The organism is Micromonospora sp. NPDC049275, assembly GCF_043197115.1.
Classification (GTDB): Bacteria; Actinomycetota; Actinomycetes; order Mycobacteriales; family Micromonosporaceae; genus Micromonospora.
This window is the reverse complement of record NZ_JBICSN010000003.1, coordinates 596,947-622,201: the sequence shown is the minus strand read 5'-3', so window position 1 is coordinate 622,201 and position 25,255 is coordinate 596,947. Positions and strand designations below refer to the sequence as shown.

General features: G+C 72.7%; 20 protein-coding genes. 9 read left to right on the top strand and 11 right to left on the bottom strand.

Annotated features, from left to right (window positions below; genetic code table 11):
- Positions 1-41: 41 nt before the first annotated feature.
- On the bottom strand, positions 42-1,088 hold the full coding sequence (locus tag ACGFIE_RS13365) for an expansin EXLX1 family cellulose-binding protein (RefSeq protein ID WP_393294186.1): 1,047 nt from the start codon (positions 1,086-1,088) through the stop codon (positions 42-44).
- 108 nt (positions 1,089-1,196) lie between these two features.
- Positions 1,197-2,015, bottom strand: a complete 819-nt coding sequence (locus ACGFIE_RS13360) for an MOSC domain-containing protein (protein WP_393294184.1) — start codon at positions 2,013-2,015, stop codon at positions 1,197-1,199.
- Between the two features lie 109 nt (positions 2,016-2,124).
- Here ACGFIE_RS13360 and ACGFIE_RS13355 point away from each other — a divergent pair, with 109 nt between their 5' ends.
- Complete coding sequence (locus ACGFIE_RS13355; protein WP_393294182.1) at positions 2,125-3,204, top strand: LCP family protein; 1,080 nt, start codon at positions 2,125-2,127, stop codon at positions 3,202-3,204.
- A gap of 99 nt (positions 3,205-3,303) precedes the next feature.
- Here ACGFIE_RS13355 and ACGFIE_RS13350 read toward each other — a convergent pair whose 3' ends face one another.
- The 6 genes from ACGFIE_RS13350 to ACGFIE_RS13325 all read right to left on the bottom strand — a co-directional run bounded on the left by ACGFIE_RS13350 (position 3,304) and on the right by ACGFIE_RS13325 (position 11,032).
- The gene (locus tag ACGFIE_RS13350; RefSeq protein ID WP_393294647.1) at positions 3,304-4,758 is read right to left on the bottom strand and encodes a sugar transferase; all 1,455 of its coding nucleotides are present in this window, start codon (positions 4,756-4,758) and stop codon (positions 3,304-3,306) included.
- A 172-nt stretch (positions 4,759-4,930) separates the two neighbouring features.
- On the bottom strand, positions 4,931-6,145 hold the full coding sequence (locus ACGFIE_RS13345; protein ID WP_363679562.1) for an endo-1,4-beta-xylanase: 1,215 nt from the start codon (positions 6,143-6,145) through the stop codon (positions 4,931-4,933).
- A 14-nt stretch (positions 6,146-6,159) separates the two neighbouring features.
- The gene (locus ACGFIE_RS13340; RefSeq protein WP_393294180.1) at positions 6,160-7,338 is read right to left on the bottom strand and encodes a polysaccharide pyruvyl transferase family protein; all 1,179 of its coding nucleotides are present in this window, start codon (positions 7,336-7,338) and stop codon (positions 6,160-6,162) included.
- Positions 7,328-8,650 (bottom strand): lipopolysaccharide biosynthesis protein, encoded by a 1,323-nt coding sequence (locus ACGFIE_RS13335; RefSeq protein ID WP_393294178.1) that lies wholly within the window; start codon positions 8,648-8,650, stop codon positions 7,328-7,330. The genes ACGFIE_RS13340 and ACGFIE_RS13335 overlap by 11 nt, the downstream gene beginning before the upstream one ends.
- Positions 8,651-8,696: 46 nt before the next feature.
- Positions 8,697-9,578, bottom strand: a complete 882-nt coding sequence (locus ACGFIE_RS13330; RefSeq protein ID WP_363679072.1) for a glycosyltransferase — start codon at positions 9,576-9,578, stop codon at positions 8,697-8,699.
- A complete protein-coding gene (locus ACGFIE_RS13325; protein ID WP_393294176.1) occupies positions 9,575-11,032 on the bottom strand; it encodes a hypothetical protein in 1,458 nt (485 codons plus the stop codon). Before ACGFIE_RS13325 ends, ACGFIE_RS13330 begins: the two co-directional genes overlap by 4 nt.
- A 442-nt stretch (positions 11,033-11,474) precedes the next feature.
- Between ACGFIE_RS13325 and ACGFIE_RS13320 the strand changes: the two genes are divergently transcribed.
- Entirely contained in the window at positions 11,475-12,296 is an 822-nt protein-coding gene (locus ACGFIE_RS13320) for a glycosyltransferase family 2 protein (RefSeq protein ID WP_393294174.1), read from the top strand.
- Between the two features lie 24 nt (positions 12,297-12,320).
- Here the strand turns inward: ACGFIE_RS13320 and ACGFIE_RS13315 are convergent, their stop codons facing one another.
- Complete coding sequence (locus ACGFIE_RS13315; protein ID WP_393294172.1) at positions 12,321-14,342, bottom strand: trypsin-like peptidase domain-containing protein; 2,022 nt, start codon at positions 14,340-14,342, stop codon at positions 12,321-12,323.
- Between the two features lie 250 nt (positions 14,343-14,592).
- Between ACGFIE_RS13315 and ACGFIE_RS13310 the strand changes: the two genes are divergently transcribed.
- The 7 genes from ACGFIE_RS13310 to ACGFIE_RS13280 all read left to right on the top strand — a co-directional run bounded on the left by ACGFIE_RS13310 (position 14,593) and on the right by ACGFIE_RS13280 (position 23,723).
- Positions 14,593-15,438 carry a MurR/RpiR family transcriptional regulator gene (locus ACGFIE_RS13310; RefSeq protein WP_363679060.1) on the top strand — a complete coding sequence of 282 codons (846 nt, stop codon included), beginning with the start codon at positions 14,593-14,595 and terminating at the stop codon, positions 15,436-15,438.
- Between the two features lie 16 nt (positions 15,439-15,454).
- Entirely contained in the window at positions 15,455-17,113 is a 1,659-nt protein-coding gene (gene hutU, locus ACGFIE_RS13305) for a urocanate hydratase (protein ID WP_393294170.1), read from the top strand.
- Positions 17,110-18,312, top strand: a complete 1,203-nt coding sequence (locus ACGFIE_RS13300) for an allantoate amidohydrolase (protein ID WP_393294168.1) — start codon at positions 17,110-17,112, stop codon at positions 18,310-18,312. Before hutU ends, ACGFIE_RS13300 begins: the two co-directional genes overlap by 4 nt.
- Positions 18,303-19,670 (top strand): formimidoylglutamate deiminase, encoded by a 1,368-nt coding sequence (locus tag ACGFIE_RS13295; RefSeq protein ID WP_393294166.1) that lies wholly within the window; start codon positions 18,303-18,305, stop codon positions 19,668-19,670. Before ACGFIE_RS13300 ends, ACGFIE_RS13295 begins: the two co-directional genes overlap by 10 nt.
- Entirely contained in the window at positions 19,667-20,863 is a 1,197-nt protein-coding gene (hutI, locus tag ACGFIE_RS13290) for an imidazolonepropionase (RefSeq protein WP_363679052.1), read from the top strand. Before ACGFIE_RS13295 ends, hutI begins: the two co-directional genes overlap by 4 nt.
- Positions 20,860-22,398, top strand: a complete 1,539-nt coding sequence (gene hutH, locus ACGFIE_RS13285; RefSeq protein ID WP_363679050.1) for a histidine ammonia-lyase — start codon at positions 20,860-20,862, stop codon at positions 22,396-22,398. The genes hutI and hutH overlap by 4 nt, the downstream gene beginning before the upstream one ends.
- 101 nt (positions 22,399-22,499) lie before the next feature.
- Positions 22,500-23,723 (top strand): DUF6891 domain-containing protein, encoded by a 1,224-nt coding sequence (locus tag ACGFIE_RS13280; RefSeq protein WP_393294163.1) that lies wholly within the window; start codon positions 22,500-22,502, stop codon positions 23,721-23,723.
- 32 nt (positions 23,724-23,755) lie between these two features.
- On the opposite strand, the gene rdgB is transcribed toward ACGFIE_RS13280, so the two are convergent.
- Both rdgB and rph read right to left on the bottom strand, forming a co-directional pair.
- Positions 23,756-24,370, bottom strand: coding sequence for an RdgB/HAM1 family non-canonical purine NTP pyrophosphatase (gene rdgB / locus ACGFIE_RS13275; protein ID WP_363679046.1), 615 nt, complete (start codon positions 24,368-24,370; stop codon positions 23,756-23,758).
- 52 nt (positions 24,371-24,422) lie between these two features.
- Positions 24,423-25,148, bottom strand: coding sequence for a ribonuclease PH (gene rph / locus ACGFIE_RS13270; protein ID WP_363679044.1), 726 nt, complete (start codon positions 25,146-25,148; stop codon positions 24,423-24,425).
- Positions 25,149-25,255: the final 107 nt, after the last annotated feature.

Here is a 25,255-nt window from a genome sequence, read left to right as displayed (position 1 = left end):
CACGGCCGGGCGACCACGCCAGGCCCGCACCAACAGGTAGGTCAGCCGCACCAGCGGGCGCTTGCCCCGGCCGGTCGGGTGGAGGGTCCCTCGGCGACCGGAGTGGCCGGGGCGTTGGCCTTCGCCACCTCGGCCGGGCGGCGCGCCGGTGTCGGCGTACCGCCGGGTCGGGCCTTCGGCGGGCGGGCCGTGGCGGACGGGCGCGGGGTCTTCGCCACGACGCCCCGCTCGTACATCCGCACCACACTGTTCTGGACCTGGCCGGGCGTCATGCGGATGCCGGAGACGGTGACCCGGTGTCCGTACACGTCGGTGACCCGAATGCTGTACGGGCCGGGACCCGCGCCGGAGGCCAGCAGCCAGTAGTTGTAGTCCTCTCGGGCGGTGGCACGCCACGGGCCGTCGTCGCCCTTGCGCACCTCGACGGCGCGCAACGGGTTGCCGTGGTTGCCGACCCGCACGGCGAACCAGAACTGCGACGCGCCCTCCTTGATCCGGAAGGTCAGCGGGCCGGGCAGCGGAGGGTTGACCACCGCGCGGTAGGTGACCTGGACGAGGCCCTGGACCGGGTCGGCGATCCGGGCGAACGCCTCTCGGGACAGGTCGAGGTGCCCCGGCTCGCACTCCGGGCACTGATCCATGATCAGGACCCGGACGGCGCCCTTCGGGCCGGTGACGTCGAGGAAGCCGCCGCAGGCGGCGCCGGCGGCGTACTCGGTGGGGCCGAGCGCGACGTAGAGCCGGTTGGCCGGCGCCGCGGGGTTCGAGCAGTTACCGCCGGCGCCCTTCGAGTCGTAGAAGGTCGCCTTGCCGCTGTGGGTGGCGGTGCCGGTGGGTGGCGCGGCGGCGAGCGTCCGCCCGGCCGCGCAGGCCGGGGCGGAGCCGGACCGCAGGGCCAGGGTCAGCCCGAGCGCCGCCGCGAGCACCGTGACGCCGGTTGCGACCAGCCAGGGCAGCGGACCGGACGGGGACGCCGGCCGCTCCTCCGGAGCACGGTCCAGGTCGAGGTCGATGTCGACGCCTCTGACGTCCACACCTCTGACGTCGCTGCTGCTGTCGACGCCGCCGGGAGCGCTTCCGTCCGTCACGTCGGCGATGCTGCCGGACCCCGTGTGAGTGGACAAGCCGGATAAGCGAAAGCTAAGACAGCATCGACGGACGGTGACGGGTGCTCACCCGAACGCTGAGCCGGCCGGTCAGGGTTCGATGACGACCGGGTCGTCGACCCGCAACGGACCACTGTCGAGGGGCACCACGTTCAGTCCGAAGAGGAGTTTCCTGCCCACGTGGCGGTGGCGTCCGAGGGTGCGCAGCGGTTCCTTCCCGCGTACCCCGGTTTCCTGGTCGGTAGTGGTGACCACGCAGCGGTCGCACGGCCCGGCGGCGCGCAGCCGCCGGTCTCCGATGCGCAGTGACCTGCCGGCCCAGCCGTCCTCGGCCCAGGCCGGTGCGCCGTCGACGACCAGGTTGGGCCGGAACCGGGTCATCGGCACCGGCTCCTCCCCCGCCTCGGCGAGCCAGCCGTTGAGCGCGTCGAGAGAGGCGGCGTTCGTCAGCAGCAGCGGGTAGGCGTCGGCGAAGCTGACCTGGTCGCCGGTGTCGTGTTCACGCGCGTCGGCGGCCAGGTGCCGGGCCGGGTTGGCCAGCCAGACCAGTCGGACCGGCCGGCCGAGGAGCGCGCCGAGCCAGACGTCGGCCGCCGGGCCGGCGGGCAGCGCGGGCACCCGGATCGTCCGGCTGCGGAAGGTCCGCACCGGTACCGGGTCGCCGCCGGCCGGCTCCGGCACGTCCAGGTCGGGCTGCCCGTCGGCGCGCAGCACCAGGCCGCCCGGGCGCACGGTGGCGCGCAGGCCGACCAGCCTGGTGGTTTCCCGCTGGGTGACGCCGACGCCGTCGGCGTCGACCACCATCCAGCGTCGGTCGCCGGCCAGGCCCCACGGCTGCACGAAAGCGCCGTCGTGGTCGAGCCGGTGACAGCCCTTGACGGGGTACGTGTGGATCGAGGTCAACCGCACCCGGCCACCATGCCACGCCGATGCCGGCGCCGGCGCATCGGTGGTGGGCGTGGCTGTCCCGGTGAGCGAGGGTACGCGGCGGAGAACCAGCTTCAGTAGCATCGCGCCCATGCCACATCGTGAACAGACCTCGGAGCCCGGGACGGAACCGACGACCGGCACCGCCGGCTCTCCGGAGCCCACCGAGGGATCCACGCCGGACGGTCCGCGGCCGCGTCGCCGCTGGCGGCGGGTCATCCTGATCAGCCTGCTGGTGCTTGTGGTGCTGGGCGCCGGTGGCGCGGTGGCCGGCGGGCTCTACCTACGTTCGGTCGAGTCGGACATCGAGCGGGTCGACGCCTTCGACGGCGTGCCCGAGGAGTCCCGCCCCCAGCCCGCCGTCACGGGTGCCACGAACATCATGATCCTGGGCAGCGACTCCCGTGACCCGGAGCGGACGAGCGGGTCACGTACCGACACGATCATCCTGGCCCACCTGCCGAAGGACCGGTCGAGCGCACAGCTGATCTCGATCCCCCGGGACACCTGGGTGCCGGTGCCGAAGTCGAAGGACGGCAACCACGGCGGACGGGACGCGAAGATCAACGCGGCCTACGCCTGGGGTGGGGTACCGCTCATGGTGCAGACCGTGGAGTCGTTCACCGGGGTCCGGGTGGACCATGTGGCCCTGATCGACTTTGCCGGCTTCAAGGAGATCATCGACGCGTTGGGCGGCGTCGACATCGACTCGGAGAAGAGCTTCACCTCGATCCATCCGCCGTTTCGCACGTTCAAGCAGGGCGTGCAGCGGATGGACGGTGAGGCCGCCCTGGACTACTCGCGTCAGCGCAAGCAGTTCGCGGAGGGCGACTTCGCCCGGATCCGGCATCAGCAGCAGGTGATCCGCGCGATCATCGACAAGGCGTCGTCCGGCGGCATCCTCACCAACCCCGCCAAACTCAACAGCTTCCTGAAGGCCACCTCGAACTCGGTGTCGGTGGACAAGGAGCTGTCCCTGCTGGACATGGCGACGCAACTGCGCGGGGTCCGGGGCGGCAACATGACGTTCCTGACCAGCCCCACCAAGGGCACCGGTCAGGTCGGCTCGGAGAGCGTGGTGTTCGCGGACAAGGCACGGGTCAAGACGTTCTACGACGCGGTCCGGCGGGACTCGGTTCGTGAGATCGTCAGCCTCGGCTCCAAGAAGTGACAGGCGGCCGGCGCGGGACAGGCCGGCCGATCGGGGTACGGGACGGGCGGTGGCCGCGGGGCCGCCGCCCGTCGCCGTGAGGCGGGTGCGAGCACCCGGTCAGTACGCGCCCCTGCGGGCCAGCACGACGCTCACCGTCTTCCAGAGGATGGCCAGGTCGTAGAGCAGCGACCAGTTGTCCACATAGTGCAGATCCAGGCGGACCGCGTCGTCCCAGGTGAGGTCGGAGCGACCGGAGATCTGCCAGAGGCCGGTGATGCCCGGTCGCACCAGCAGCCGTCGGCGTACGTCACCGCGGTAGTCGTCGTCCTCGGTGGGCAGCGGGCGCGGGCCGACGAGCGACATCTGACCCAGCAGCACGTTGATGAGCTGGGGCAGCTCGTCCAGTGAGAGCGCCCGCAGGTGTCGGCCGATCGGGGTGACCCGAGGATCGTCCTTCATCTTGAAGAGCAGCCCGTCGCTCTCGTTCCGGTCCCGCAGGGTCGCCAGCCGCTCCTCGGCGTCCAGGTACATGGTCCGGAACTTCCAGACCTTGAACGCCCGGCCCTCGTGGCCGATCCGGGTCTGGCGGAACATCACCGGCCCCGGGCCGCTGGCCTTGATGGCCACCGAGATGGCGAGCAGCACCGGGCTCAGGACGACCAGGCCCACCAGAGCGGTGACCCGGTCGAGCACGTTCTTGGCCAGCAGCGACAGGCCCGAGATCGTCGGTTCGTCCACGTTGAGCAGCGGCAGACCCTCGATCGGCCGGACGTGGATGCGCGGACCGGTGACGTCGGTGACCTGCGGGACCACCACGAGGTTGAGGCCGGTGCCCTCCAACTGCCAGGCCAGCTTGCGCAGCTCGTACGACTCCAGGCTGGCGGGGCCGCACACCGCGATGGTGTCGGCTCCCAGCTGCTGAACCAGCGGGACCAGGTCCCAGCCCACGTACACCGGCACCGGGGCCGTCACCCGCGCACCCGGGCTCGGGTGACGGGGCAGGTGGATGGCGACCGGGTGCAGCCCGGCACCGTAATTGCGGGTCACCACCTCGTGCAGGGCGAGCGCGTCAGCGAGCCGTCCGACCAGCAGCACCTTCTGCGCCGCCCGCCCGGTACGCCTGATGCGGCGCAGCACCACCCGGGCGGCGAACCGCGCCACAAGCGTGTACAGCAGCAGGCAGATGATGATGGCGGCGACCGTCGCCCGGGACAGGTCCTTCTTGAAGCCGAGCGCCAGGAAGGACACCGTGGCTGCCATCGCGAGGTTGGCCCGGGCCACCCGCTTCAGCTCCTCGGTGCCCAGCCCGAGCGCCCGCCTGTCGTACGCCCCGGCCGCGACGAGCAGGACCAGCCACCCCACCGGCACACCGACGTTCGTCACCAGGGTGAAGGAGCTGACGTTGCCCAGCACCCGCTGGTCCCAGAAGCCGGCATCGGCCTCGTCGAGCAGGGCGATCACCGTCCGGCTGGCGGCCAGGGCGGCGAGGACGTCGAGGAGCACCAGCCAGGCCACGTACCGTCGGCGCCAGTTGGCCCGCGGCGCGGGACGCGCGAACACGGATCGGGCCATGCCGTTGGAGGGGGGCGTGATCACCCCCAGGTCGGGGTCGAAACTCGGTGCTTGCTGTGGGGTGACAGCAGTGAGGAACTGGGTGTGCGCGGACACGATCTTCCTTTCACCGACGCATGTCGTCAACGCTCGGGGGTCGGTGGCCGGCGCCTTCGGCCATCGAGGGGTGGGCTCAGCCCGGGCCTGGCCCGGCTCCGGTGGGTGACGGGAGCCGGCGGAGTTGGTCCATGAGAGCGGCGTGGGCCGGTTTGGGGACCAGGGCCGCGTCGAAGATGCAGGCGGCACCGTAACCCGGGTGGTAGCTCGGGATCCAGCTACGGGCGTCGCTGAAGCCCCAGACGGTGAATGAGACGCAGGCGGTCACGGCGAGGCATGCCTGGAGCACCTGCCGGTAGAGCGCCGCCTGGCGATCCCGCTTCGCGGCGGTCTCCGGCAGCGCGATGCGCACGTCGAGTTCGGTGATCGCCACCGAGACGCCCAACCGCGCGAAGCGCCGCAGGTTGCCCACCATGTCGCGGGGCTGCTCGTCCCAGCGCAGGTGGCTCTGGAACCCGACCCCGTCCACCGGCACACCGGCGCGACGCAGCTCCCGTACCAGGTCCAGGAGTCCATCGGCCTTGCGGGTCCGGCCCTCGATGCCGTAGTCGTTGATGAACAGCCGCGCACCAGGGTCGGCCGCGTGCGCCCACCGGAACACCTCGGCAATGTAGCCGGGGCCCAGCTTGCGCAGCCACATCGTGTCGCGCAGCGAACCGTCCTCGTCGAGCGCCTCGTTGATCACGTCCCACGCCCAGACCCGACCGCGGTAGCGGGACACCACGGTGGTCACGTGGTCCCGCAGGACAGTTCGGAGCTGCTCCGCGGACCACTGCGGGTCCACCCACCGGGGTACGTCGCTGCGCCCCAGCAGCGTGTGGCCGTAGACCGACTGGTCATGCTGCTCGGCGAAGCCGACCAGCTGATCGGCACCCGCCCACGTGTACACGTCCGGCGACGGCTCGAGGTTGGCCCACTTCATGGCGTTCTCGGGGGTGATCGCGTCGAACTCCGAGCCCAGCAGCTCGACGTAATCGGCGTCCAGGCTCACCCACCGGCCGTCCGCCGCCGAGCCGACCCGGACCGTCGGCGGCATCAGGTCGCGCAGGGCCGGCGGTCGGGACGCCGTCGGCGCCGGCACGGTCGGCACAGCGGGGGCGGTGGCCCCCCCGGGCGTGCGCTGGATCCCGTACACCACCGTCAGGCCGGTGGCCAGAAGCGCGACGACCACGAGGACGAGGGCCACGGCCAGCACCGCCCGGCGCGGTCGGCTGGCCGGGGTCGTCGCCGGTGCCACGACAGGCGGAAGGGGCGCGGCCGGCGCTGGTGTGGTCGGCTCGCGCTCCTGCATGGACACCCGGCTGGTCACCCTGCGGACGGATCTGCCACGGCGGCGAGCGCCCAGGGCGCCCGAGTGAAGTTCCACCGTGCCCGCTCGGTGAACTCCTCGCGTGTGAGACCGGGCACCGCGTCGTCGGTGAGCATGCCGGCCAGCACCCGCGTCACCTCGGCCGGATCCTCGGGGACCCGCCCGAGCCGCAGGGACGGCGGCTGGTCGATGTCGTCGAGGAAGTCGTCACACTTCTGCTGGTAGGGCACCAACGCGAAGGGCACGCCGGCCAGATACGCGAAGACCGCGCCGTGCAGCCGCATGTGCAACCCCAGGTCGCAGCGCTTCATCTCGTCCCAGCAGGCTCGTACGCCGTCGCGCGCGGTCACCACGCACACCTCGCAGTCGTCGGCCACCGCCGCGCGCAGCCGCTCGCTGATCTGCTCGTCGCCGTGCTCGGCATGGGTGTTGAAGACGAAGACGGTGACGTCCACCGGTTCCTTGCGCACCAGTGCCCGCACGCCCTCGACCAGTGCGGTCTCGCGCCGTCGCACGTCCGGCGCGGCGGCCTCGTAGTCCACGCCGAGCAGGGTCACCCCGAGGCGGGCCCGAGCGCCTGGCGCCGGGCGGGGCCGGCGGAGTGGGATCGGCTCGCCCAGCGCCTCGGGCAGGAGGCCGGCGAGGTCACCCGCCTGGATGAGCAGACCGGGATAGCCCGCGCGGCGCAGGACCTCCGCGGAGGCGGCGTCACGGACCCCGATGACGTCGATCCGCTTCAGCACCTCGACCAGGCGGCGCTCCGCGGCGGCGGACAGGAACGGGCCGATCGAGACACCGACCGCTGCCATCGGATGCCCGGAGAATCGGCTGAACAGGCTGAACAGCCTCTTCTCGCTCAGCGGCCCCATGTCCCGGAAGACCGAGCCGCCTCCGAAGATCAGCATCGAGGAGCGGCTCAGCAGGGTCGCCTTGCTCAGCAGCGCCCCCGCGCGATCCCTGGCACCCCGGCCGCCGTACCACCGAGGGCTCATGCCCACGCTCGCCCTGGGCAGGTCGACCATCGGCGGAGCGGCGAAGACCGGGTGAGTGGCACCCCAGTAGCTGCGGGTCGCCCAGTCCAGGACGACACAGAAGGCGTTGTCCCCGACGTTCTCCATGCCGTAGTACCCGACCACGAGGGGTCGCCGAGCCGCGGCACTCGGTTCAGGACGCACGCGGGGCCCTCCTCGGAAGTCGCTGGCGCAGATCGTGCCACGACGGCAGCTCGGCGTCCCCGACGACCCGTCGGCGGACCGCCGTCCAGAACAGCACACAGAGGACGATCTCCGCCGCGACGGTCGCCGCCGCCGCACCCATGATGCCCCAGAGCGGCGTGGCGACGGCGAGGGCCACCAGGAACACGAGGGCGCCCACGCCCTGATAGGCCACCTTGCGACGCAGCAGGCCGCCGCTGGTGAGCAGCGAGGCCACCGCCGCGCCGGCGAACCGGAACGGAATGGCCAGGGCGAGCACGGCCAGGACGGCAGCGGACTCCGCGTACTCCGGACCGAGCAGGAACGGCAGCACCGGCATCCCACCGAGCGCCACCAGCGCCGCGATGACCACACCCAGCACGAACATCCCGGTGCCGCCGTAGCGGTACGCCATCAGGATCGCGCCCCGGTCGGTCTGCGACCAGCGGTGCAGCTTGGCCAGGAAGTACTGCTGGAAGACCACTCGGGGCACGAGGTACACGGCGGTCAGCACGGACATCGGCACGGACAGCACCGCGGCCGCCTCGGGACCGCGCACCTCGGCGACGGTCACCGTGCCCAGATAGATGCCGAGCAGGTAGAACACGTTGCCCAGCACGAACGGGGTCGCGGCCCGGGCGACAGCGGTCACCGGCACCGCCGGGCCGGGTGGCCCTGTCGCTGCCGCGTGCCCCTCCAACGGCATGTCCCCACGGAGGAAGGGCCGCATGACGACGGCACAGGCCACCACGGTCAGCAGGGCGACCAGGGCGTAACCGGCCGCCGCCACCACCACCGAGAACCCGAACAGCCACACCGCCAGCACCACCAGCACCCGGCCCAGGTGCGGAGCGGCCTGCAGAGCCGACAGGCCGGCGTACGCGCCGCGCAGTTGCTGCACCGATGCGACGAGCGCGAGGCCCGCCTGCGCGACGACCACGCTGGCCAGCAGCGCACGCACCCCGCCCTCGGCCGGATCGTGCATCTCGGCGCCGCTCCAGGCCAGCGTGCCCGCGACGAGCAGCACGCAGGCGATAAGCACCAGACGCAGCGACGGGCGCACCCAGCGGTAGGCCCGCTCCCCCTCCTGCCCGAACCGCTGCAACCAGAGCTCGGAGACACCGAAGACCGCCAGCGGCGCGGTCAGTGACACCACGGCGAGGGCGGCGGTGAACGTCCCGAACGCGGCCGGGGGCAGGCTGCGGGCCAACACGATCTGGGTGGCGAAGGCCGCGACGGTGACGCCTACCTGACTCAGGCCCAGCATGCCCAGATGGCCCAGGACCCGGGTCACCCGTCCGCGCGACGCCGCCGGGCGCACCGGGCTGCCGGGGTCGAGGTCAACGGATGCGGGTGACAAGCCACTTGCCCGTCTCGCTCAGCGCCCGCAGCGCCTTCATGCTCAGGCCCACCCCGGGAAACCGCCACGGCCGGTACATGTCGATCAGTCGGAACCAGAAGACCAGGCCGCCGAGACGGCCTCGGGTGACGTTGCCGTCGTGGCGCTGGAACCGCACGATGGGGTGGTCCAGGTGGCAGGGGTGCACACCGGACCGCAGCGCGCGCAGCACCAGCTCGATGTCCTCGAAGAGCCGGAAGGTCTCGTCGTACCCGCCGATGGTGTCGAGCACCTGCCGGTCGATGGTGGTGCCGGAATGCTTGAACGGCAGGCGCGGACGGGTCAGGACGCCGAGCAGCATGCGGTCGGCCGAGGCGTACTCGGGCAGCCGGATGGGCCGGTCCACACCCTGGGTGATCTCGGTGTAGTCGGCGTACACCCAGCTCCGCCCGGTGGTGGTGAGCAGCCGGTGCAGCCGGGCCAACGCGTCCTTGGTGAGCTCGTCGTCGGAGTCGAGCACGGTCAGGTACCGCCCGACCGCGGCGCGCAGCCCACGGTTGCGGGCCTCGGCGATGCCGGTGGGCGGTTGGCTCAGCACCCTGATCCGGCGGTCGGTGGTGAGCCCGGCCTCGGCGATCACCTGCGCGACCGGCACCTCGGAGCCGTCGTCGACGATGACGAGCTCGAAATCCTGGTAGGTGTTGGCCAGCACGCTGCGGACCGCGTTGACGAGCAGGGCGGCCCGGTCCCGGACGACGATGCAGACCGTGAAGGTGGGCCGGACGACAGGTGTGGTGGCCGCGTCCGCCTCGCCCCGGTCGGCCTGTCGGGGCGGGTGGGGGTGGTCCGCACGAAGGGATGCGGGGACCGAGGGGTTCGTCATGTCGGCCCGCCCGACGCCACCGACCCGCTGTCGTCGGACCGCAACGACGACCCCGGCCGCGTGTCGTCGTCGTTCTCCGCGTCGACAGCGAGCACTGCCAGCATGCCGAGGAAGAAGAGCCAGAGGAAGTACGGGTACGCCAGGGGCTTCTGGGTGAGCCCGAAGATGAGGAGCGTGGCGAAGAGCACCAGCAGCGGCAGTCGACCGGACGGGCCGAGCTGCGCACGGGCGAGGCGGTAGAGCCCGACGAGGATCGCGCCGACCAGGACGAGCCCGGTGACTCCCCAGATGATCATGACGCGGATCAGGTCGTTGTGCATGTCCCACGGCTCGTAGCCGAAGCCGAACAGCCACACGTCCGCGGACGAGCGACCCAGGATGTCCGCCACGTCGTTCCAGATCGCGCCGCGGCCGTGCATGAAGGTGTCGGACCGGACGTCGAGCGACCCCACCTCCGTGAGGGCGACCCGGACCCGCTCCCAGATGGCCCCGCCCCACAGGCCACCGGCAGTGGCAGCGACCGCCGCCACCCCGCCGCCCACCAGCAGCGCCGACCTGCGGTCGACCCGGCCACCGGCGCGCCGGGACGCGATCAGGCCACGGACGCGTCGCGCCTCGAAGGCGGCCACGATGACGATCAGGCAGAGGATCGTGAAGCGGTGCAGGGACACGGCGCCGGTGGCGACGAAGAGGCCGATCAGCGCGTACCGCACGGCGGCCGGCACGCGGAGCCGATCGCCCAGGACGTAGATCAGGAAGACCGAGAAGATGAGCAGCCGGCCGAGCGACATCGGGTGGTAGTAACCCCCCGAGGCACGCCCGATCTTCTGCCAGTTGGCCAGCTCGAAGTAGAACGAGTACGGAATGACTCCGGCGACCTGGAGCCACGCGAGTACACAGTGGACGACGGCGCCCGCCAGCACGACCCCGGTGACCAGGACGAGTCGCCGCGAGGAGACGAGGGACCGCCGCATCAGCAGCAGGCCGAGCAGCGCGATCGGGGCGAAGCCGACGACCAGCCGCAACGCCTCGGCCGGGATGGCCGAGCGGGGCTCCAGGTGCGCGCCGTAGATCGGATAGCGACGCACGTCGAATAGATCGAGCAGGTCGCCGCGGGCGCCCACGAGGAGGTAGCTGACCGCCGAGCTGACCAGGAGCAGCACCAGCGCACCCGCCACCAGCAGCAGCGGCCTGGGCGGCAGCCGACGGGCGCCGAGGGCGACGAACCCGTACGCGGCGAACATCAGCGCGGCGCCGACGGCGGTGAGCACCACGCCGAGGTCGATCCCGCCGCCGGCGTCCTTCTCACCGATGTCGAGCAGTGGCTTCACCGCGATGAGAGCCAGGGCGCCGACGGCCAGGTACCCGGCGATCTGCTCGTGGCGGGGCGTCGGCCCGTCCCGGTGCCCCACCTCCGACCGTGGTCCTGGGGCCGGAGTGGTCAAGGTTCCCATCGCGGGCGTGTCTCCTCATCAGTGTCCGCCGTGGGCGCCGGCCGGCATCGTGGGCGCGCCGTCGCTCCGGCCGATGTCGTCCGACCATCGATCCCTGGACGAGAGCAGCTGGCAACAGACACCGGATGAACCAAATGTCGCTACGGAACATCCACAGTGGCCTGCCGCCGCCCGGTCCCAGAATCACGAGGACGATACCAGCGTTCTCCGATATTCCGGGGCCCCCGGCCATGGTCCGACACACTTGCCGAGCTGCGATCTCAGCCGGCTGGACGGACATTTCGGATTGACCAATTCGACCGCTTTTTCGGCTGTCTTGCGAGGCGCGACCGTCTCCGGCAAGCTGGACCGTCGTACCCGGTCGGCCCGGCATGACCTGCGACCTGTCCGGCCGCCAGCACGAAGCGACCGGTTTCCTCGATTGTGGATGGTGGCTACTTCGATGATCTCCGTGGTGATCGCCGCCCACAACGAGGCACGGGTCATCGGTGGTTGCCTCGACGCGCTGCTCACCGACGCCGGCCCGGACGAGCTGGACATCGTCGTCGTGGCCAACGGCTGCACGGACGACACTGCGCTCGTCGCTGCCCGGCGCCCGGAGGTACGGGTCATCGAGGTGGCCGAGGCGGGGAAGGCCCACGCGCTCAACGTGGGAGACACCGTCGCCCGCGGTTTCCCCCGGATCTACCTCGACGCGGACGTCGTCCTGAGCCCCGGAGCGCTGCGCCGGATGGCCGCGACGCTCACCGAGGGCGACCCTCCGCCCCTGGCGGTCATGCCGCGGCGGCAGATGGTGACAACCGGCCGACCGGCGGCGGTGCACGCGTACTACGCCATCAACACCAGGCTGCCGATTTTCGCCGACGCGTTGTTCGGTCGCGGCGCCATCGGCATCTCGGAGGCCGGGCACCGGCGCTTCGACCAATTCCCCGAGCAGATCGCTGACGATCTTTTCCTGGATTCGCAGTTCTCGTCTGAGGAGAAGCGCGAGGTCGGCGATGCGACGTCCTATGTGCAGGCGCCCCGCCGTACCCGTGATCTGCTCCGCACCCTGGCGCGGGTGCGGGCCGGCAACACGATGCTGCGGGCCAGCCACGACGGGGTCCGGGCGTCGGTACCGTCCTCCTGGCTGCGCGACGTCGTCCTGCCCCGGCCGTGGCTCGTCCCGGCGGCCACGGTCTACGTGGCGATCACGGTCGCCGCGGCGCTGCGCGCCCGCCGACACCCGCGCGACGGGTGGGGGCGGGACGACTCCACCCGCTGACCGCTGCCGTGCGGGGCGGCCCGGTCAGTACCGGGGGCGCCGGCGGAGGAACACCACCACGAGCACGATCAGCCCGACCAGCAGCACACCACCGAGCCCGGCGAGCAGCGTCAGCAGGAGCCGGGGCGGGCCGTCCGACTCCCCGGCGAGCCGGGCGCGGTCCACGGCGTTCTGCCGGTACGCCTGTGCCAGGAGGTTGACCGGCGATGCGTCGGCGACGCGGTCGAAGTTGGCGATGGCATCGGCGTTCCGACCGGCGAAGAACGCGTCCAACCCGTCCCGGTACACCCGGTCGGTGTCGGCGCGGCCGTTGCTGGTGCCACCCGCCTCGAGCAGCCCGGTGACCACCGACACCGGCACCAGCGCGCGGTTGGGTGTGCCACTTGCCGCACGGTCGGTGTCCAGCACGCCGACCACCCTGCCGGTGGTGTCCAGGGCGACGCCACCGGCGGAGTAGATGCCGACGTCGTCGTTGAGGCGGGAGACGCTCACCGATCCCTGGCTGGCCGTGCCGGCGACCTGGGCCGGCTTGCTCTCCACGGTGTAGGTCGCGGCCCGGAAGTCCGCGTCGGTGGTGCGGTAACCCATCACGAGCAGCGCGGCGCCCGGTCCGGGCACGCCGCCGTCGGCCAACTCCACCGTCGGGAGGCTGGGTTGGGTCAGCTTGACCAGAGCGAGGTTGCCGGCATCGGGCTCGAGGACCCGGACGATCTGGCCGGGGATGGCGGGGCTGGCGGTGAGGTCGCCGCGGGCCACGTTGAACTGGGCGAAGACCTGGCTGACGGGTTCCGAGCCGGGCTCGGCACCTGTGAAAACACTGCTGTTCAGCTTGCTCCGGACGTACCCGTCGAGCTGGGGCGCGGTCAGCCTCTTCTGCTCGATCAGGATCCGACCGAGCGTGTAGAGGGCGCGCTCCCGGGCCGCCTCCACGGCCGGGCGAACGCACTGACCGTTGGTGACGATGTGGCCGTCCGCGTTCACCACGAAGCCGCTGCACCGCCGCTTGAAGGTGACCGGCGTCACACTCAGCGGAACGTTGGACTTCGCCTCTCGCAGGGTGCCGGTGAAGACTGCCTCGACGAACACCATGGACGGCCCGGCGATGGCGAGGGAACGCTCCTCGACGCTGTACGGCGCGGCCTGGGCCCAGGGCTTCAGCCCAGGGTTGATCGCCGGGGCGCTGGGGAAGGCCGCGCTGCCGGACGCCGTGGGCAGGGTCTGCGGCTCGGTCGGCTTCTCGTCGCCGGAGACCGCCCAGACGGTGGCGCCGGCGCCCACAGCCACCGCCAGGGCCGCGGCGGCGACACCAACCCAGAGGCCGGTGCGGCGCGGGGGCGGCGCGGACGGCTTGATCCGCCGGACCGGGCCGGCGAACGGGTCGCCGGAGGACGGCCGATCGCCATCCGGGAACACCGGGTCCACGGTGGACGCCTCCGCACCGACGCCGGAGACCGGTTGTGGCGCGGCGGAGATCGGCTGTACGGGAATCGGACCACCGTGCATCGCCCAGGGCGCGTGGGGCGGCGCGGAGACCTGGTGCGGCACACCCGAGACCTGCTGCGGCGGCCCGGAGACCTGCTGCGGCGGCGCGGACACCTGCTGCGGCGGCGCGGACACCTGCTGCGGCACACCCGAGACGGACTGCGGCGGCCCGGAGACCTGCTGCGGCACCGCTGCGGTCGGGCTCACGGGGGCGAAGGTCGACGGCACGTCGGTGCCGGATGACGTGGCTTCAACCGGAACCGGTTGGTAGTCCATGCCCAACGCACGGAAGAGCCTCTCCGCAGCCGGTCCCGCCTCGGCCGAGTAGGCGACCCACGGCGCGGTGGCGGCGAAGTCGGCGTGGACGAAGGGCTGACCGCCCTGCGTCTGCGCCATCGCTTTGGCAGTGGCGAAGAACGCCTCCCGCCAGGCGGGCGTGGCCACGCTGGCGTCCAGGACAGCCACGGTCACCAGCCGGCCCTGCTCGTCGATGGCCGCCCACGCCTTGCCCACCTGACATCCGCCCAGCACGTGGGTGAACCTGTACGGGCCATCCGGCTGCATCCGCACTCCTCCGCTCAACCGCCGTGCGGATACTACAGAGAACGTGCCACTCCCTAGCTCGGCCGCCTTGCGATCTTACAGACTCCGCGACAGCGCGGTGTCCAGCTGTCGAATGGCCGGAACCGAGGACACCGACGTCGCCGCCGTTCACCGACTGCACTGATGCCGGGCGAGGCCCCGGTCGCGCCTGCGGACGACAGCCCGGCGCCCCGGTCTTGTCGGTGAAAGTTCTCATGCTTAGAGTCATGCCGTGAATGAAAGCGGTGCAGGAGCCACCGACCTGCTGGAGTTGTTCGACGGGATTCGACTCACCCCGACCCAGCGTCGGATCGCGCACTGCCTCGTACAACACGCCCCGGCCGTGGCGTACCTCTCCGCGGCGGAGGTCGCCGAGCTGGCCGGGGTCAGCCAGCCCTCGGTCACCCGGTTCGCCGTCGCGCTCGGCCACGACGGCTACCCCGCGCTGCGCCGCCGGCTGCGCGACCTCACCAGCACGACACCGGGCGGTCCTACCGACGCCGCCAACGAGCTCCAGCAGGCCGTACGCGCCGAGATGGGCAACCTGGACCGGCTGGCCGGTCAGCTCGCCGACACCGACCGGATCGCCGAGACCGGGCGACTGCTCGCGGCCAGCCGCCCGCTGCCGGTGCTCGGGCTGCGCGCCGCCGCGCCGCTGGCCGCGTACTTCGCCTACTTCGCCGCCAAGGTGCACCCGGACGTGCGGGTGCTCGACGACGGCGGCAGCCTGCTCACCGACCGCCTGGAGCAGGCCGCCGAGTCCGGGGCGTCCGCCGTGCTGGCCTTCGTGCTGCCCCGCTATCCCCGGGAGACCCTGGACGCGCTGCGCGACGCGCGTGCCGCCGGACTCACCGTCGTGGCGATCACCGACTCGCCGGTCAGCCCGGCCGTCGAACACGCCGACGTGGTGCTGCCGGCCGCCGTCGGCGCACAGCTCGTCTTCGACCTGCACACCGCCCCGATGACCCTGGCCATGGTGCTGCTGCAGGCGATCTGCGACGCCGCGCCGGCCGACACCCAACGCCGTCTGGAGGCGTTCGAAGCCTCCGCGGCCCGCCGACAGTTGTTCCTCGGTTGACCGGAGGAGACCGCAGATGACCCAGCCCATCCGTGCCGCACGGGGCAGCCAGCTCACCACCCGCGGGTGGCAGCAGGAGGCCGCCCTGCGAATGCTGATGAACAACCTCGACCCGGAGGTGGCCGAACGCCCCGACGACCTGGTCGTCTATGGCGGCACCGGCAAGGCGGCGCGGGACTGGCCGTCGTACCACGCGTTGGTCCGTACGCTTACCGACCTGCGCGAGGACGAGACGATGCTTGTGCAGTCGGGCCGCCCGGTGGGGGTCATGCGCACCCACGAGTGGGCGCCCCGGGTGCTGCTGGCCAACTCGAACCTGGTCGGTGACTGGGCGACCTGGCCGGAGTTCCGCCGCCTCGAACAGCTCGGCCTGACGATGTACGGGCAGATGACCGCCGGTTCGTGGATCTACATCGGCACCCAGGGCATCCTCCAGGGCACCTACGAGACGTTCGCGGCGGTGGCCGCGAAGAGGTTCGACGGCAGTCTCGCCGGCACGTTGACCCTGACCGCCGGCTGCGGCGGAATGGGCGGCGCGCAGCCCCTCGCGGTCACCATGAACGACGGCGTCTGCCTGATCGTGGACGTGGACCGCACCCGGCTGGACCGTCGCGTGCACGACCGCTACCTCGACGAGGTCGCCGACTCCCTGGACGACGCCGTCGAGCGGGTTCTCGCCGCGAAGCGGGACCGGCGGGCGCTGAGCGTCGGCGTGGTCGGCAACGCCGCCGAGGTCTTCCCCGAGCTGCTCCGCCGGGGCGTCGAGATCGACATCGTGACCGACCAGACCAGCGCCCACGACCCGCTGGCGTACGTGCCGGTGGGGGTCGAGCTGGCCGACGCCCGCGACTACGCCACGGCCAAGCCGGCCGAGTTCACCGACCGGGCCCGCGCGTCGATGGCGCAGCACGTCGAGGCCATGGTGGGCTTCCTCGACGCCGGCGCCGAGGTGTTCGACTACGGCAACTCGATCCGGGGCGAGGCGCAGCTCGGCGGCTACCAGCGTGCCTTCGACTTCCCGGGCTTCGTGCCGGCGTACATCCGGCCGTTGTTCTGCGAGGGCAGGGGTCCGTTCCGGTGGGCGGCGCTCTCCGGAGACCCGGCCGACATCGCGGCCACGGACCGGGCCATCCTGGATCTGTTCCCGGAGAACGAGTCGCTGGCCCGCTGGATCAAGCTGGCCGGCGAGCGGGTCGCGTTCCAGGGTCTGCCGGCCCGGATCTGCTGGCTCGGCCAGGGTGAGCGGGACCGGGCGGGTGTGCGGTTCAACGACATGGTCGCCTCCGGTGAGCTCTCCGCCCCGGTGGTGATCGGTCGGGACCACCTGGACACCGGCAGCGTCGCGAGCCCGTACCGGGAGACCGAGGGGATGGCCGACGGCTCCGACGCCATCGCCGACTGGCCGCTGCTCAACGCCCTTGTCAACACGGCGAGCGGCGCGTCCTGGGTGTCGATCCACCACGGCGGTGGCGTCGGCATCGGCCGGTCGATCCACGCCGGGCAGGTCTGCGTGGCAGACGGCACCGCCCTCGCCGGGCAGAAGATCGAGCGGGTGCTCACCAACGACCCGGCGATGGGCGTCATCCGGCACGTCGACGCCGGCTACGACAGCGCCCGCGAGGTCGCCGAGCGCACCGGCGTCCGGGTCCCCATGACGGAGGGGGGACCCGCGTGAGCGACGACCTCTCCTCCCGTTTCCGGGCGTTGTGGGACGAGATCGCGCCGGTCGGGCGGGACGCCGGCAGCGGCGGCTACCTGCGCTACGCGTTGACCGAGCCGGAGACGGAGTTGCGGGCCTGGTTCCGGGCGCAGGCCGAGCGCCGCGCCATGCCGGTCACCGAGGACGGCAACGGCAACCTGTTCGCCCACTGGGGTGACCCCGAGGGCGCCGACGCGGTGCTGACCGGCAGCCACTTCGACTCGGTGCCGCACGGCGGGGCGTACGACGGGCCGCTCGGCATCGTCAGCGCGTTCCTGGCCGTGGACGAGCTGCGCGCCGTCGGGGTCACCCCCGTCCGGCCGCTGGTGCTGGGCGCTTTCGTCGAGGAGGAGGGCGCCCGTTTCGGCGTACCCTGTCTGGGGTCGCGGCTGCTCACCGGGGCGCTGTCGGCCGACCGCGCGGCCGGCCTGCGCGACGCGGCCGGGGTGAGCTTCGCCGACGCGCTCGGCGACCGACCGGCGGGCGCCCGACCGGAGCTGCTGGGCCGGTTCGGCGCCTTCGTGGAGCTGCACGTCGAGCAGGGCCGCGCGCTTGCCGACGTGGACGCGCCCGTAGGCGTGGCAAGCGCGATCTGGCCGCACGGCCGCTGGCGCTTCGACGTGGTCGGCGAGGGCAACCACGCGGGTACGACCCGGATGGCCGACCGCCGCGACCCGATGCTCACCTACGCGTTCACGGTGCTGGCGGCCAACAAGGAGGCCCGGCTGCGCGGGGCGCACGCCACAGTGGGCCGGGTCTCCGTCGAGCCCAACGCCACAAACGCCATCCCGTCGAGGGTGACCGGCTGGTTGGACGCCCGCGCCGCCGACCCGGAGACCCTGACCGGGCTCGTCGACGCGGTCCGGGGCAAGCTCGCCGAGCGGGCCCGCCGCGACGGTACGGAGGTGACAGTCACCGAGGAGTCGGTGACCCCGCTTGTCGCCTTCGACGGTGGGCTGGCCGAACGCCTGGCGACGCTGCTCGACGCGCCGGTGCTGCCGACCGGTGCCGGGCACGACGCCGGGGTGCTCGCCGCGCACCTGCCCACCGCGATGCTCTTCGTGCGCAACCCGACAGGGGTGTCCCACTCCCCCGCCGAGGCCGCGACGGACGACGACTGCGCCGCCGGGGTACGGGCGCTGGCCCGGGTGCTGGAGGAGCTGACATGCCTGTGACACCGACCCGCTGGCTCGCCGAGTACGCCTGGCTGCCCGATCTCGCCCAGCCCACGCCCGACGTGCTCATCGAGACCGACGGTGGGGTGATCACCGGTGTGACCGCGTTGGCCGCTCCCGGCCGGCCGAGCGCCGGCGTGGACGTGTACGCCGACGCGGTGCCGCTGCCCGGCCTGACCCTGCCCGGCCTCGCGAACGTGCACTCGCACGCCTTCCACAGGGCTCTGCGCGGGCGTACCCACGGCGGCCGGGGCGACTTCTTCAGCTGGCGGGACCGGATGTACGCGGTCGCCGACCGGCTGGACCCGGACACCTACCTGGCGCTGGCCCGCGCCGTCTACGCCGAGATGGCCCTCGCGGGGATCACCTGCGTCGGCGAGTTCCACTACCTGCACCACAGGCCCGACGGCGGCGCGTACGACGACCCGAACGCGATGGGGGCGGCGCTTGTCGAGGCCGCCGCGCACGCCGGCATCCGGCTCACCCTGCTGGACACCTGTTACCTGAGCGCCGGGGTGGACGGCCGGCCGCTCACCGGGCCGCAGCGGCGCTTCGGCGACGGCGACGCGGCCCGCTGGGCGCAGCGCGTGTCGGCGTTCGCGCCGGCGGACTCGCACGTCCGGGTGGGCGCGGCAGTGCACTCGGTGCGGGCGGTCCCGGCCGACCAACTCGGCACGGTCGCCGACTGGGCCCGGGAGCGGCAGGCGCCGCTGCACGTGCACCTCTCCGAGCAGCCCGCCGAGAACGACGAGTGCCGGACCGTGCACGGGCGTACGCCCACCGCCCTGCTCGCCGAGCACGGCGTGCTCGGGCCGGACACCACAGCCGTGCACGCCACCCATCCGACAAGCGGTGACCTGACGCTGCTCGGCGACAGCCGGACCGGTGTGTGCCTCTGCCCCACCACCGAACGCGACCTCGCCGACGGCATCGGCCCGGCCCGGCGGATGGCCGACGCGGGGATCCGGCTGAGTCTGGGCAGCGACAGCCACGCCGTCGTCGACCTGTTCGAGGAGGCCCGGGCGGTGGAGCTGGACGAACGGCTGCGCACCCGCCGCCGCGGCCACTTCACCCCGGCCGGTCTGCTGACCATGGCGACCGCCGCCGGCCACGCCGCGCTGGGCTGGGCCGACGCCGGGCGGATCGCCGTCGGCGCTCGCGCCGACCTGGTCACGGTACGACTCGACAGCGCCCGCACCGCCGGGGTGCCGCCGGTGGGGGCGTTCTTCGCGGCCGGGGCGGCCGACGTCGAACAGGTGGTGGTGGACGGCCGCGTGGTGGTGGCCGAGGGCCGGCACCTGAGCGTGGACGTGCCGGCCGAACTGTCGGCGTCCATCGAGGCGGTGATCCCCTCATGAGCGCCCTGCTTGTCGACAACATCGGCGAGCTGGTCACCAACGGCGTCGGCGAGGGCCCGCTGGGCATCCGCCGCAGGGCGGCAGTGCTGATCGAGGAGGGCCGCGTGGCGTGGGTCGGGCCGGCCGCGTACGCGCCGGCCGCCGACCGGCGGATCGACGCCGGTGGGGCCGCCGTGCTGCCCGGGTTCGTGGACAGCCACGCGCACCTGGTCTTCGCCGGGGACCGGGCCGCCGAGTTCGCCGCCCGGATGGCCGGCGAGCCCTACACCGGCGGTGGCATCCGGACCACCGTCGGCGCGACCCGGGCCGCCACCGACGACGAGCTGCGGGCCACCGTGCGCAGGCTGCGCGGGGAGGCGCTGCGCCAGGGCACCACGACCATCGAGATCAAGAGTGGGTACGGGCTGAGCGTCGCCGACGAGGCCCGCTCGCTGCGGATCGCCGCCGAGTTCACCGAGGACACCACCTTCCTCGGCGCGCACGTGGTCCCCGCCGAGTACGCCGACCGTCCGGACGACTACGTCGGACTGGTCTGCGGGCCGATGCTGGCCGCCGCCGCGCCGCACGCCAAGTGGATCGACGTGTTCTGCGAGCGGGGCGCCTTCGACGTCGACCACGCCCGGGCCATCCTCGCCTGCGGGCAGGCCGTCGGGCTCGGTGTGCGGCTGCACGCCAACCAGCTCGGCCCCGGGCCGGGTGTGCAGCTCGGGGTGGAGCTGGGTGCGGCAAGCGTCGACCACTGCACCCACCTGTCCGACGCCGACGTGGACGCGCTGGCCTCCACGGCGGTGGCCTGCATGTGCCACAAAGGCCCGCACACGACCACAGTCGCCACCCTGCTGCCCGGCGCCGAGTTCTCCACCCGCTCGCCGTACCCGGACGCCCGCCGGCTGCTCGACGCCGGAGTCACGGTGGCGCTGGCGACGGACTGCAACCCCGGCTCGTCGTACACCTCGTCGATGCCGTTCTGCATCGCCCTCGCGGTCCGGGAGATGCGGATGACCCCGGCGGAGGCGCTGTGGGCGGCGACCGCCGGTGGCGCGCGGGCGCTGCGCCGCGACGACGTCGGCGTGCTCACCCCCGGCGCGCGGGCCGACCTGGTCGTCCTGGACGCCCCCTCGTACCTGCACCTGGCCTACCGGCCCGGTGTCCCCCTGATCCACCAGGTAATACGCAACGGAGTTCCACAGTGACGACCGTGACCATCCAGCCCACCGGTATCACCGCCGACGACGTCCTCGCGGTGGCGCGCGGCACCGCCACGGTGACCCTCGCCCCGGCCACCCGGGACGCGATGGCGACCAGCCGCGCGATCGTGGACGGCATCGAGGCCGCCGGGCGGCCCGTCTACGGCGTGTCGACCGGGTTCGGCGCGCTCGCCAACACCTTCGTCGCGCCGGAGCGGCGGGCCGAGCTGCAACACGCGCTGATCCGCTCGCACGCCGCCGGGGTGGGCGCCCCGATGCCGCGCGAGGTGGTGCGGGCCATGATGCTGCTGCGGGTCCGCTCGCTCGCCCTGGGCCGCTCCGGCGTCCGCCCGCTGGTCGCCGAGGCGCTCGTCGACCTGCTCAACCACGACATCACCCCGTGGGTGCCGGAGCACGGTTCGTTGGGCGCCTCCGGCGACCTGGCGCCGCTGGCGCACTGCGCGCTCGTGCTGCTCGGTGAGGGCTGGGTGCTCGGCCCGGCCGGCGAGCGGCGCGACGCGGCCGAGGTGCTGCACGCCGCCGGGCTCACGCCGATCGAGCTGGCCGCCAAGGAGGGGCTGGCGCTGATCAACGGCACCGACGGCATGCTCGGCATGCTGCTGATGGCCATCCACGACGCGGCGCACCTGTTCGCCATGGCCGACGTGACCGCCGCGCTGGCCATCGAGGCGATGCTCGGCTCGGAGCGGCCGTTCCTGCCCGAGCTGCACGCCATCCGACCGCACCCCGGCCAGGCGGCGTCGGCGGCGAACATCCACCGGCTGTTGCAGGACTCCCGCGTCATGGACTCGCACCGCGACGACCTGGCGCACGCCGTGCAGGACGCGTACTCGATGCGCTGCGCACCGCAGGTCGCCGGCGCGGCCCGGGACACCCTGGACTTCGTCCGCACGGTCGCGGCCCGCGAGCTGGTGTCCGTCGTGGACAACCCGGTGGTGCTGCCCGACGGGCGGGTCGAGTCCACCGGAAACTTCCACGGCGCGCCGCTGGGCTTCGCCGCCGACTTTCTCGCCATCGCCGCCGCCGAGGTGGGCGCGATCGCCGAGCGGCGGGTCGACCGGCTGCTGGACGTCACCCGTTCCCGGGAACTACCCGCGTTCCTCTCCCCCGACGCCGGGGTCAACTCCGGCCTGATGATCGCCCAGTACACGGCGGCCGGGATCGTCGCGGAGAACCGGCGGCTGGCCGCCCCCGCCTCGGTGGACTCGCTGCCCACGAGCGGCATGCAGGAGGACCACGTCTCGATGGGCTGGGCGGCCACCAAGAAGCTGCGTACCGTACTGGACAACCTGACCAGCCTGCTCGCCGTCGAGTTGCTGGCCGGCGTACGCGGCCTGCAACTGCGCGCGCCGCTGGTGCCGTCGCCGGCCGGCCGGGCCGCCGTCGCCGCGCTCGGTCCGGCGGCCGGTGAACCCGGCCCGGACGTGTTCCTCGCACCTGTGCTGGAGGCCGCCCGCGCGGTGCTGGCCGGGCCGGAGCTGCGCGCCGCCATCGAACGGGAGGTCGGCCCGCTGGGCTGACCTCCACGGATCGCTGTCGCCCGCCGCGGGTCAGGCGGCGGGCGGCAGCACCCCGCTCAGCCGTCGTCGGCCTGTCGGCCGGTGCTGCTAGGTTCGCCGCCGTGGAGGTCGAAGAGCCGGGGCTCAGCGAGCAGATCCAGGATTTCGTCCGCCGCCAGGTGGCGCTGGCCGAGTTGCCAGCTGCGGCAATCGTCACCGAGACGGTGGAATACCTGCACGGCGAGGCGAATCCGGCAGAGGTCGAGGCCCGCGCCTGGCCAGCGGTGACCGAGGAGTTGAGCGCGCACCTCGCCGCTCAGGCGCGGTGGCCGAAGGTCACCGACAGCGATCGGCTCACCGCGGCCTTCCGGACGCTCTCGGCCGCTGGGCTGGTGGCCCGGGAAAACTTCACCTGCTGCCAGAACTGCGGGGCCGACGAGATCGGCGACGAGGTGCCCCGGGGACGCACCGCCCGGGGGTACGCCTTCTACCACCGGCAGGACGCCGAGCGGGGCGTCGACGGCGCCGGGGTCTTCGTGACGTACGGCCTGTTCGGGCAGCCGGTGTCGGCCGACATCGGCGAGGAAGTGGCGGCGGCGCTGCGCGCCGAAGGGTTGACGGTGCACTGGGACGGCAACCCCGGCACCCGGATCAGGGTCTCGTTGACCTGGCAGCGGCGCAGGGTCGGCCGGCTGGCCGCGCTGCCCGCCACTGTCGACGATGACCTCGACGTCGACGTCGAGCTGCTGAACCAGTGGCCGGGCGTGTACGCCCCGTCCGACGGACGGTTGTCGGCCGCCCAGCTCGCCGGTCTGCACCTGCCCTGGTTGCCTGCCGACGTGCGGATCCGGGTGGCGCACCAGGACGCCGCCCTCGTCGTACGGCGGGAGGGGGATGCCCTGGTGGGCGCGTATCCGGAGCAGGACGGGCGGGAGCTCACCGTCGGCCGGTACGACGGCATGGATCTGATCCGTTGGTTGACCGGCGAGTCGGTGCGAGCGGCCGTCCCGCCGGCTCCGCCGGATTTCCTCGAGGCGACCTACCAGTACCGCGACGACAGCCAGAAGGACGTGCCGCTGGACGCTGCCGAGGCTTGCCTCCTGGTCCGCGCGATGCGGCCGTTGAGCAGCGACTTCCTGACCGCCTTCGGCCGCTCCGGCGGCTGCGTGCAGGTCACCTGGGAGAGCGACGGGTTGTGGCTCGAAGAGCTGGACACGGCGGGCGCCACCTCGACCGGCCGGATAGCCACCGTGGCCGAGGCCGAACGAATGCTCACGGTGCTCGCCACGGAGGACCGCGTCCCGATCGACGAGCTGGGCGGCGACCTCGTGACGAAGCGCTGGTGACAGCCGTCCCCCGCCAATAGACCCGGTGGTGCTCAGGCGGGCGGCAGCACCTTCGCGACCAGCTTGGCCAGCTCCCGCAGCGCCTTGCCCCGGTGGCTGACCGCGTCCTTCTCCTGCGGGGTCAACTCGGCGTTGGTCCGGTCCTGCCCGTCACCCAGGAAGATCGGGTCGTAGCCGAACCCGCCGTCGCCGCGCGGCGCGCGCAGCACCCGGCCGGACTGCCGACCGTCGACCAGGTGCTCCTTGCCGCCGGGCAGCACCAGGGCCACCGTGCAGACGAAGGACGCGGCCCGGTGCTCGTCCGGCACGTCACCGATCTGGTCCAGCACCAGCTGGAGGTTGGCCCCGTCGTCGCCGTGCTTGCCGGACCAGCGGGCGCTGAACACCCCCGGCATCCCGTTGAGCGCGTCCACGGCGAGCCCGGAGTCGTCGGCGATCGTCGGCAACCCGGTACGCCGGCAGCCCTCCCGCGCCTTGATCAGCGCGTTCTCGCCGAAGGTGAGGCCGGTCTCCGGCAGCTCCGGGTATTCGGGCACGTCGTCAAGCCCGAGCAGGGCGATCCGGTGCGCGCCGAGCGCGCCGTCCAGGATCCGCTGCAGCTCGACCAGCTTCTTACGGTTACGCGTCGCCAACAGGACCTTGTTCACGCTGAATCACCTTCGTTCGCGACTGCGGGGCTCGCAAGCTCACTCCTCGCGCTCACGCGAGTGCCTTCCGCTGGGCTTCGGCCAGCTCGGCGCACCCGGCCATGGCCAGGTCGAGCAGGCTGTCGAGCTGGTCACGGGCGAACACGCCCGCCTCGCCGGTGCCCTGCACCTCGACGAAGTCACCCGCGCCGGTGCACACCACGTTCATGTCCACCTCCGCGGCCACGTCCTCCTCGTAGCAGAGGTCCAGTCGCGCCTCGCCGGCGATGATCCCGACGCTGACGGCGGCGACCGAGCGGTGCATGACCTTCTCCGGCTTGCCGGCGAGGGCCTTGCGGGCGGCCAACCAGCCCACCGCGTCGTGCAGCGCCACGTACGCGCCGGTGATCGCGGCCGTACGCGTGCCGCCGTCGGCCTGCAGCACGTCGCAGTCGAGCACGATCGAGTTCTCGCCGAGCGCCTTGAGGTCGATGCTGGCGCGCAGGCTGCGCCCGATCAGGCGGGAGATCTCGTGCGTACGGCCACCGACGCGGCCCTTCACGCTCTCCCGGTCCGAGCGGGTGTTGGTGGCGCGGGGCAGCATCGCGTACTCGGCGGTCACCCAGCCGAGCCCGGAACCCTTGCGCCAGCGGGGCACACCCTCGGTGACGCTCGCCGTGCAGAGCACCCGGGTGCCGCCGAACTCGACGAGCACCGAGCCCTCCGGATGGGTGCTCCAGCCCCGGGTCAGGGTCACCGGTCGAAGTTGAGAGGGCCCTCGCCCGTCAGGTCGCGCCATGCCCTGCACCCTATGCGGTGCGGCGATCTCCGTCGCTCGGGGTGCCCCGAGCAGCGTCCGCGTCGTGCACCCGGAGGAACCCCTGGACCGCCGCGGGCCAGGTGCCG

What these genes read in the sequence shown, in the direction of transcription:
- ACGFIE_RS13355 (WP_393294182.1), top strand. Translation starts at nt 2,125, where the DNA reads ATGCCACATCGTGAACAGACCTCGGAGCCCGGGACGGAACCGACGACC.
- ACGFIE_RS13315 (WP_393294172.1), bottom strand. Translation starts at nt 14,342, where the DNA reads ATGCAGCCGGATGGCCCGTACAGGTTCACCCACGTGCTGGGCGGATGT.
- ACGFIE_RS13325 (WP_393294176.1), bottom strand. Translation starts at nt 11,032, where the DNA reads ATGGGAACCTTGACCACTCCGGCCCCAGGACCACGGTCGGAGGTGGGG.
- ACGFIE_RS13320 (WP_393294174.1), top strand. Translation starts at nt 11,475, where the DNA reads ATGATCTCCGTGGTGATCGCCGCCCACAACGAGGCACGGGTCATCGGT.
- ACGFIE_RS13295 (WP_393294166.1), top strand. Translation starts at nt 18,303, where the DNA reads ATGCCTGTGACACCGACCCGCTGGCTCGCCGAGTACGCCTGGCTGCCC.
- ACGFIE_RS13345 (WP_363679562.1), bottom strand. Translation starts at nt 6,145, where the DNA reads ATGCAGGAGCGCGAGCCGACCACACCAGCGCCGGCCGCGCCCCTTCCG.
- rph (WP_363679044.1), bottom strand. Translation starts at nt 25,148, where the DNA reads ATGGCGCGACCTGACGGGCGAGGGCCCTCTCAACTTCGACCGGTGACC.
- ACGFIE_RS13330 (WP_363679072.1), bottom strand. Translation starts at nt 9,578, where the DNA reads ATGACGAACCCCTCGGTCCCCGCATCCCTTCGTGCGGACCACCCCCAC.
- hutU (WP_393294170.1), top strand. Translation starts at nt 15,455, where the DNA reads ATGACCCAGCCCATCCGTGCCGCACGGGGCAGCCAGCTCACCACCCGC.
- hutI (WP_363679052.1), top strand. Translation starts at nt 19,667, where the DNA reads ATGAGCGCCCTGCTTGTCGACAACATCGGCGAGCTGGTCACCAACGGC.
- ACGFIE_RS13350 (WP_393294647.1), bottom strand. Translation starts at nt 4,758, where the DNA reads ATGGCCCGATCCGTGTTCGCGCGTCCCGCGCCGCGGGCCAACTGGCGC.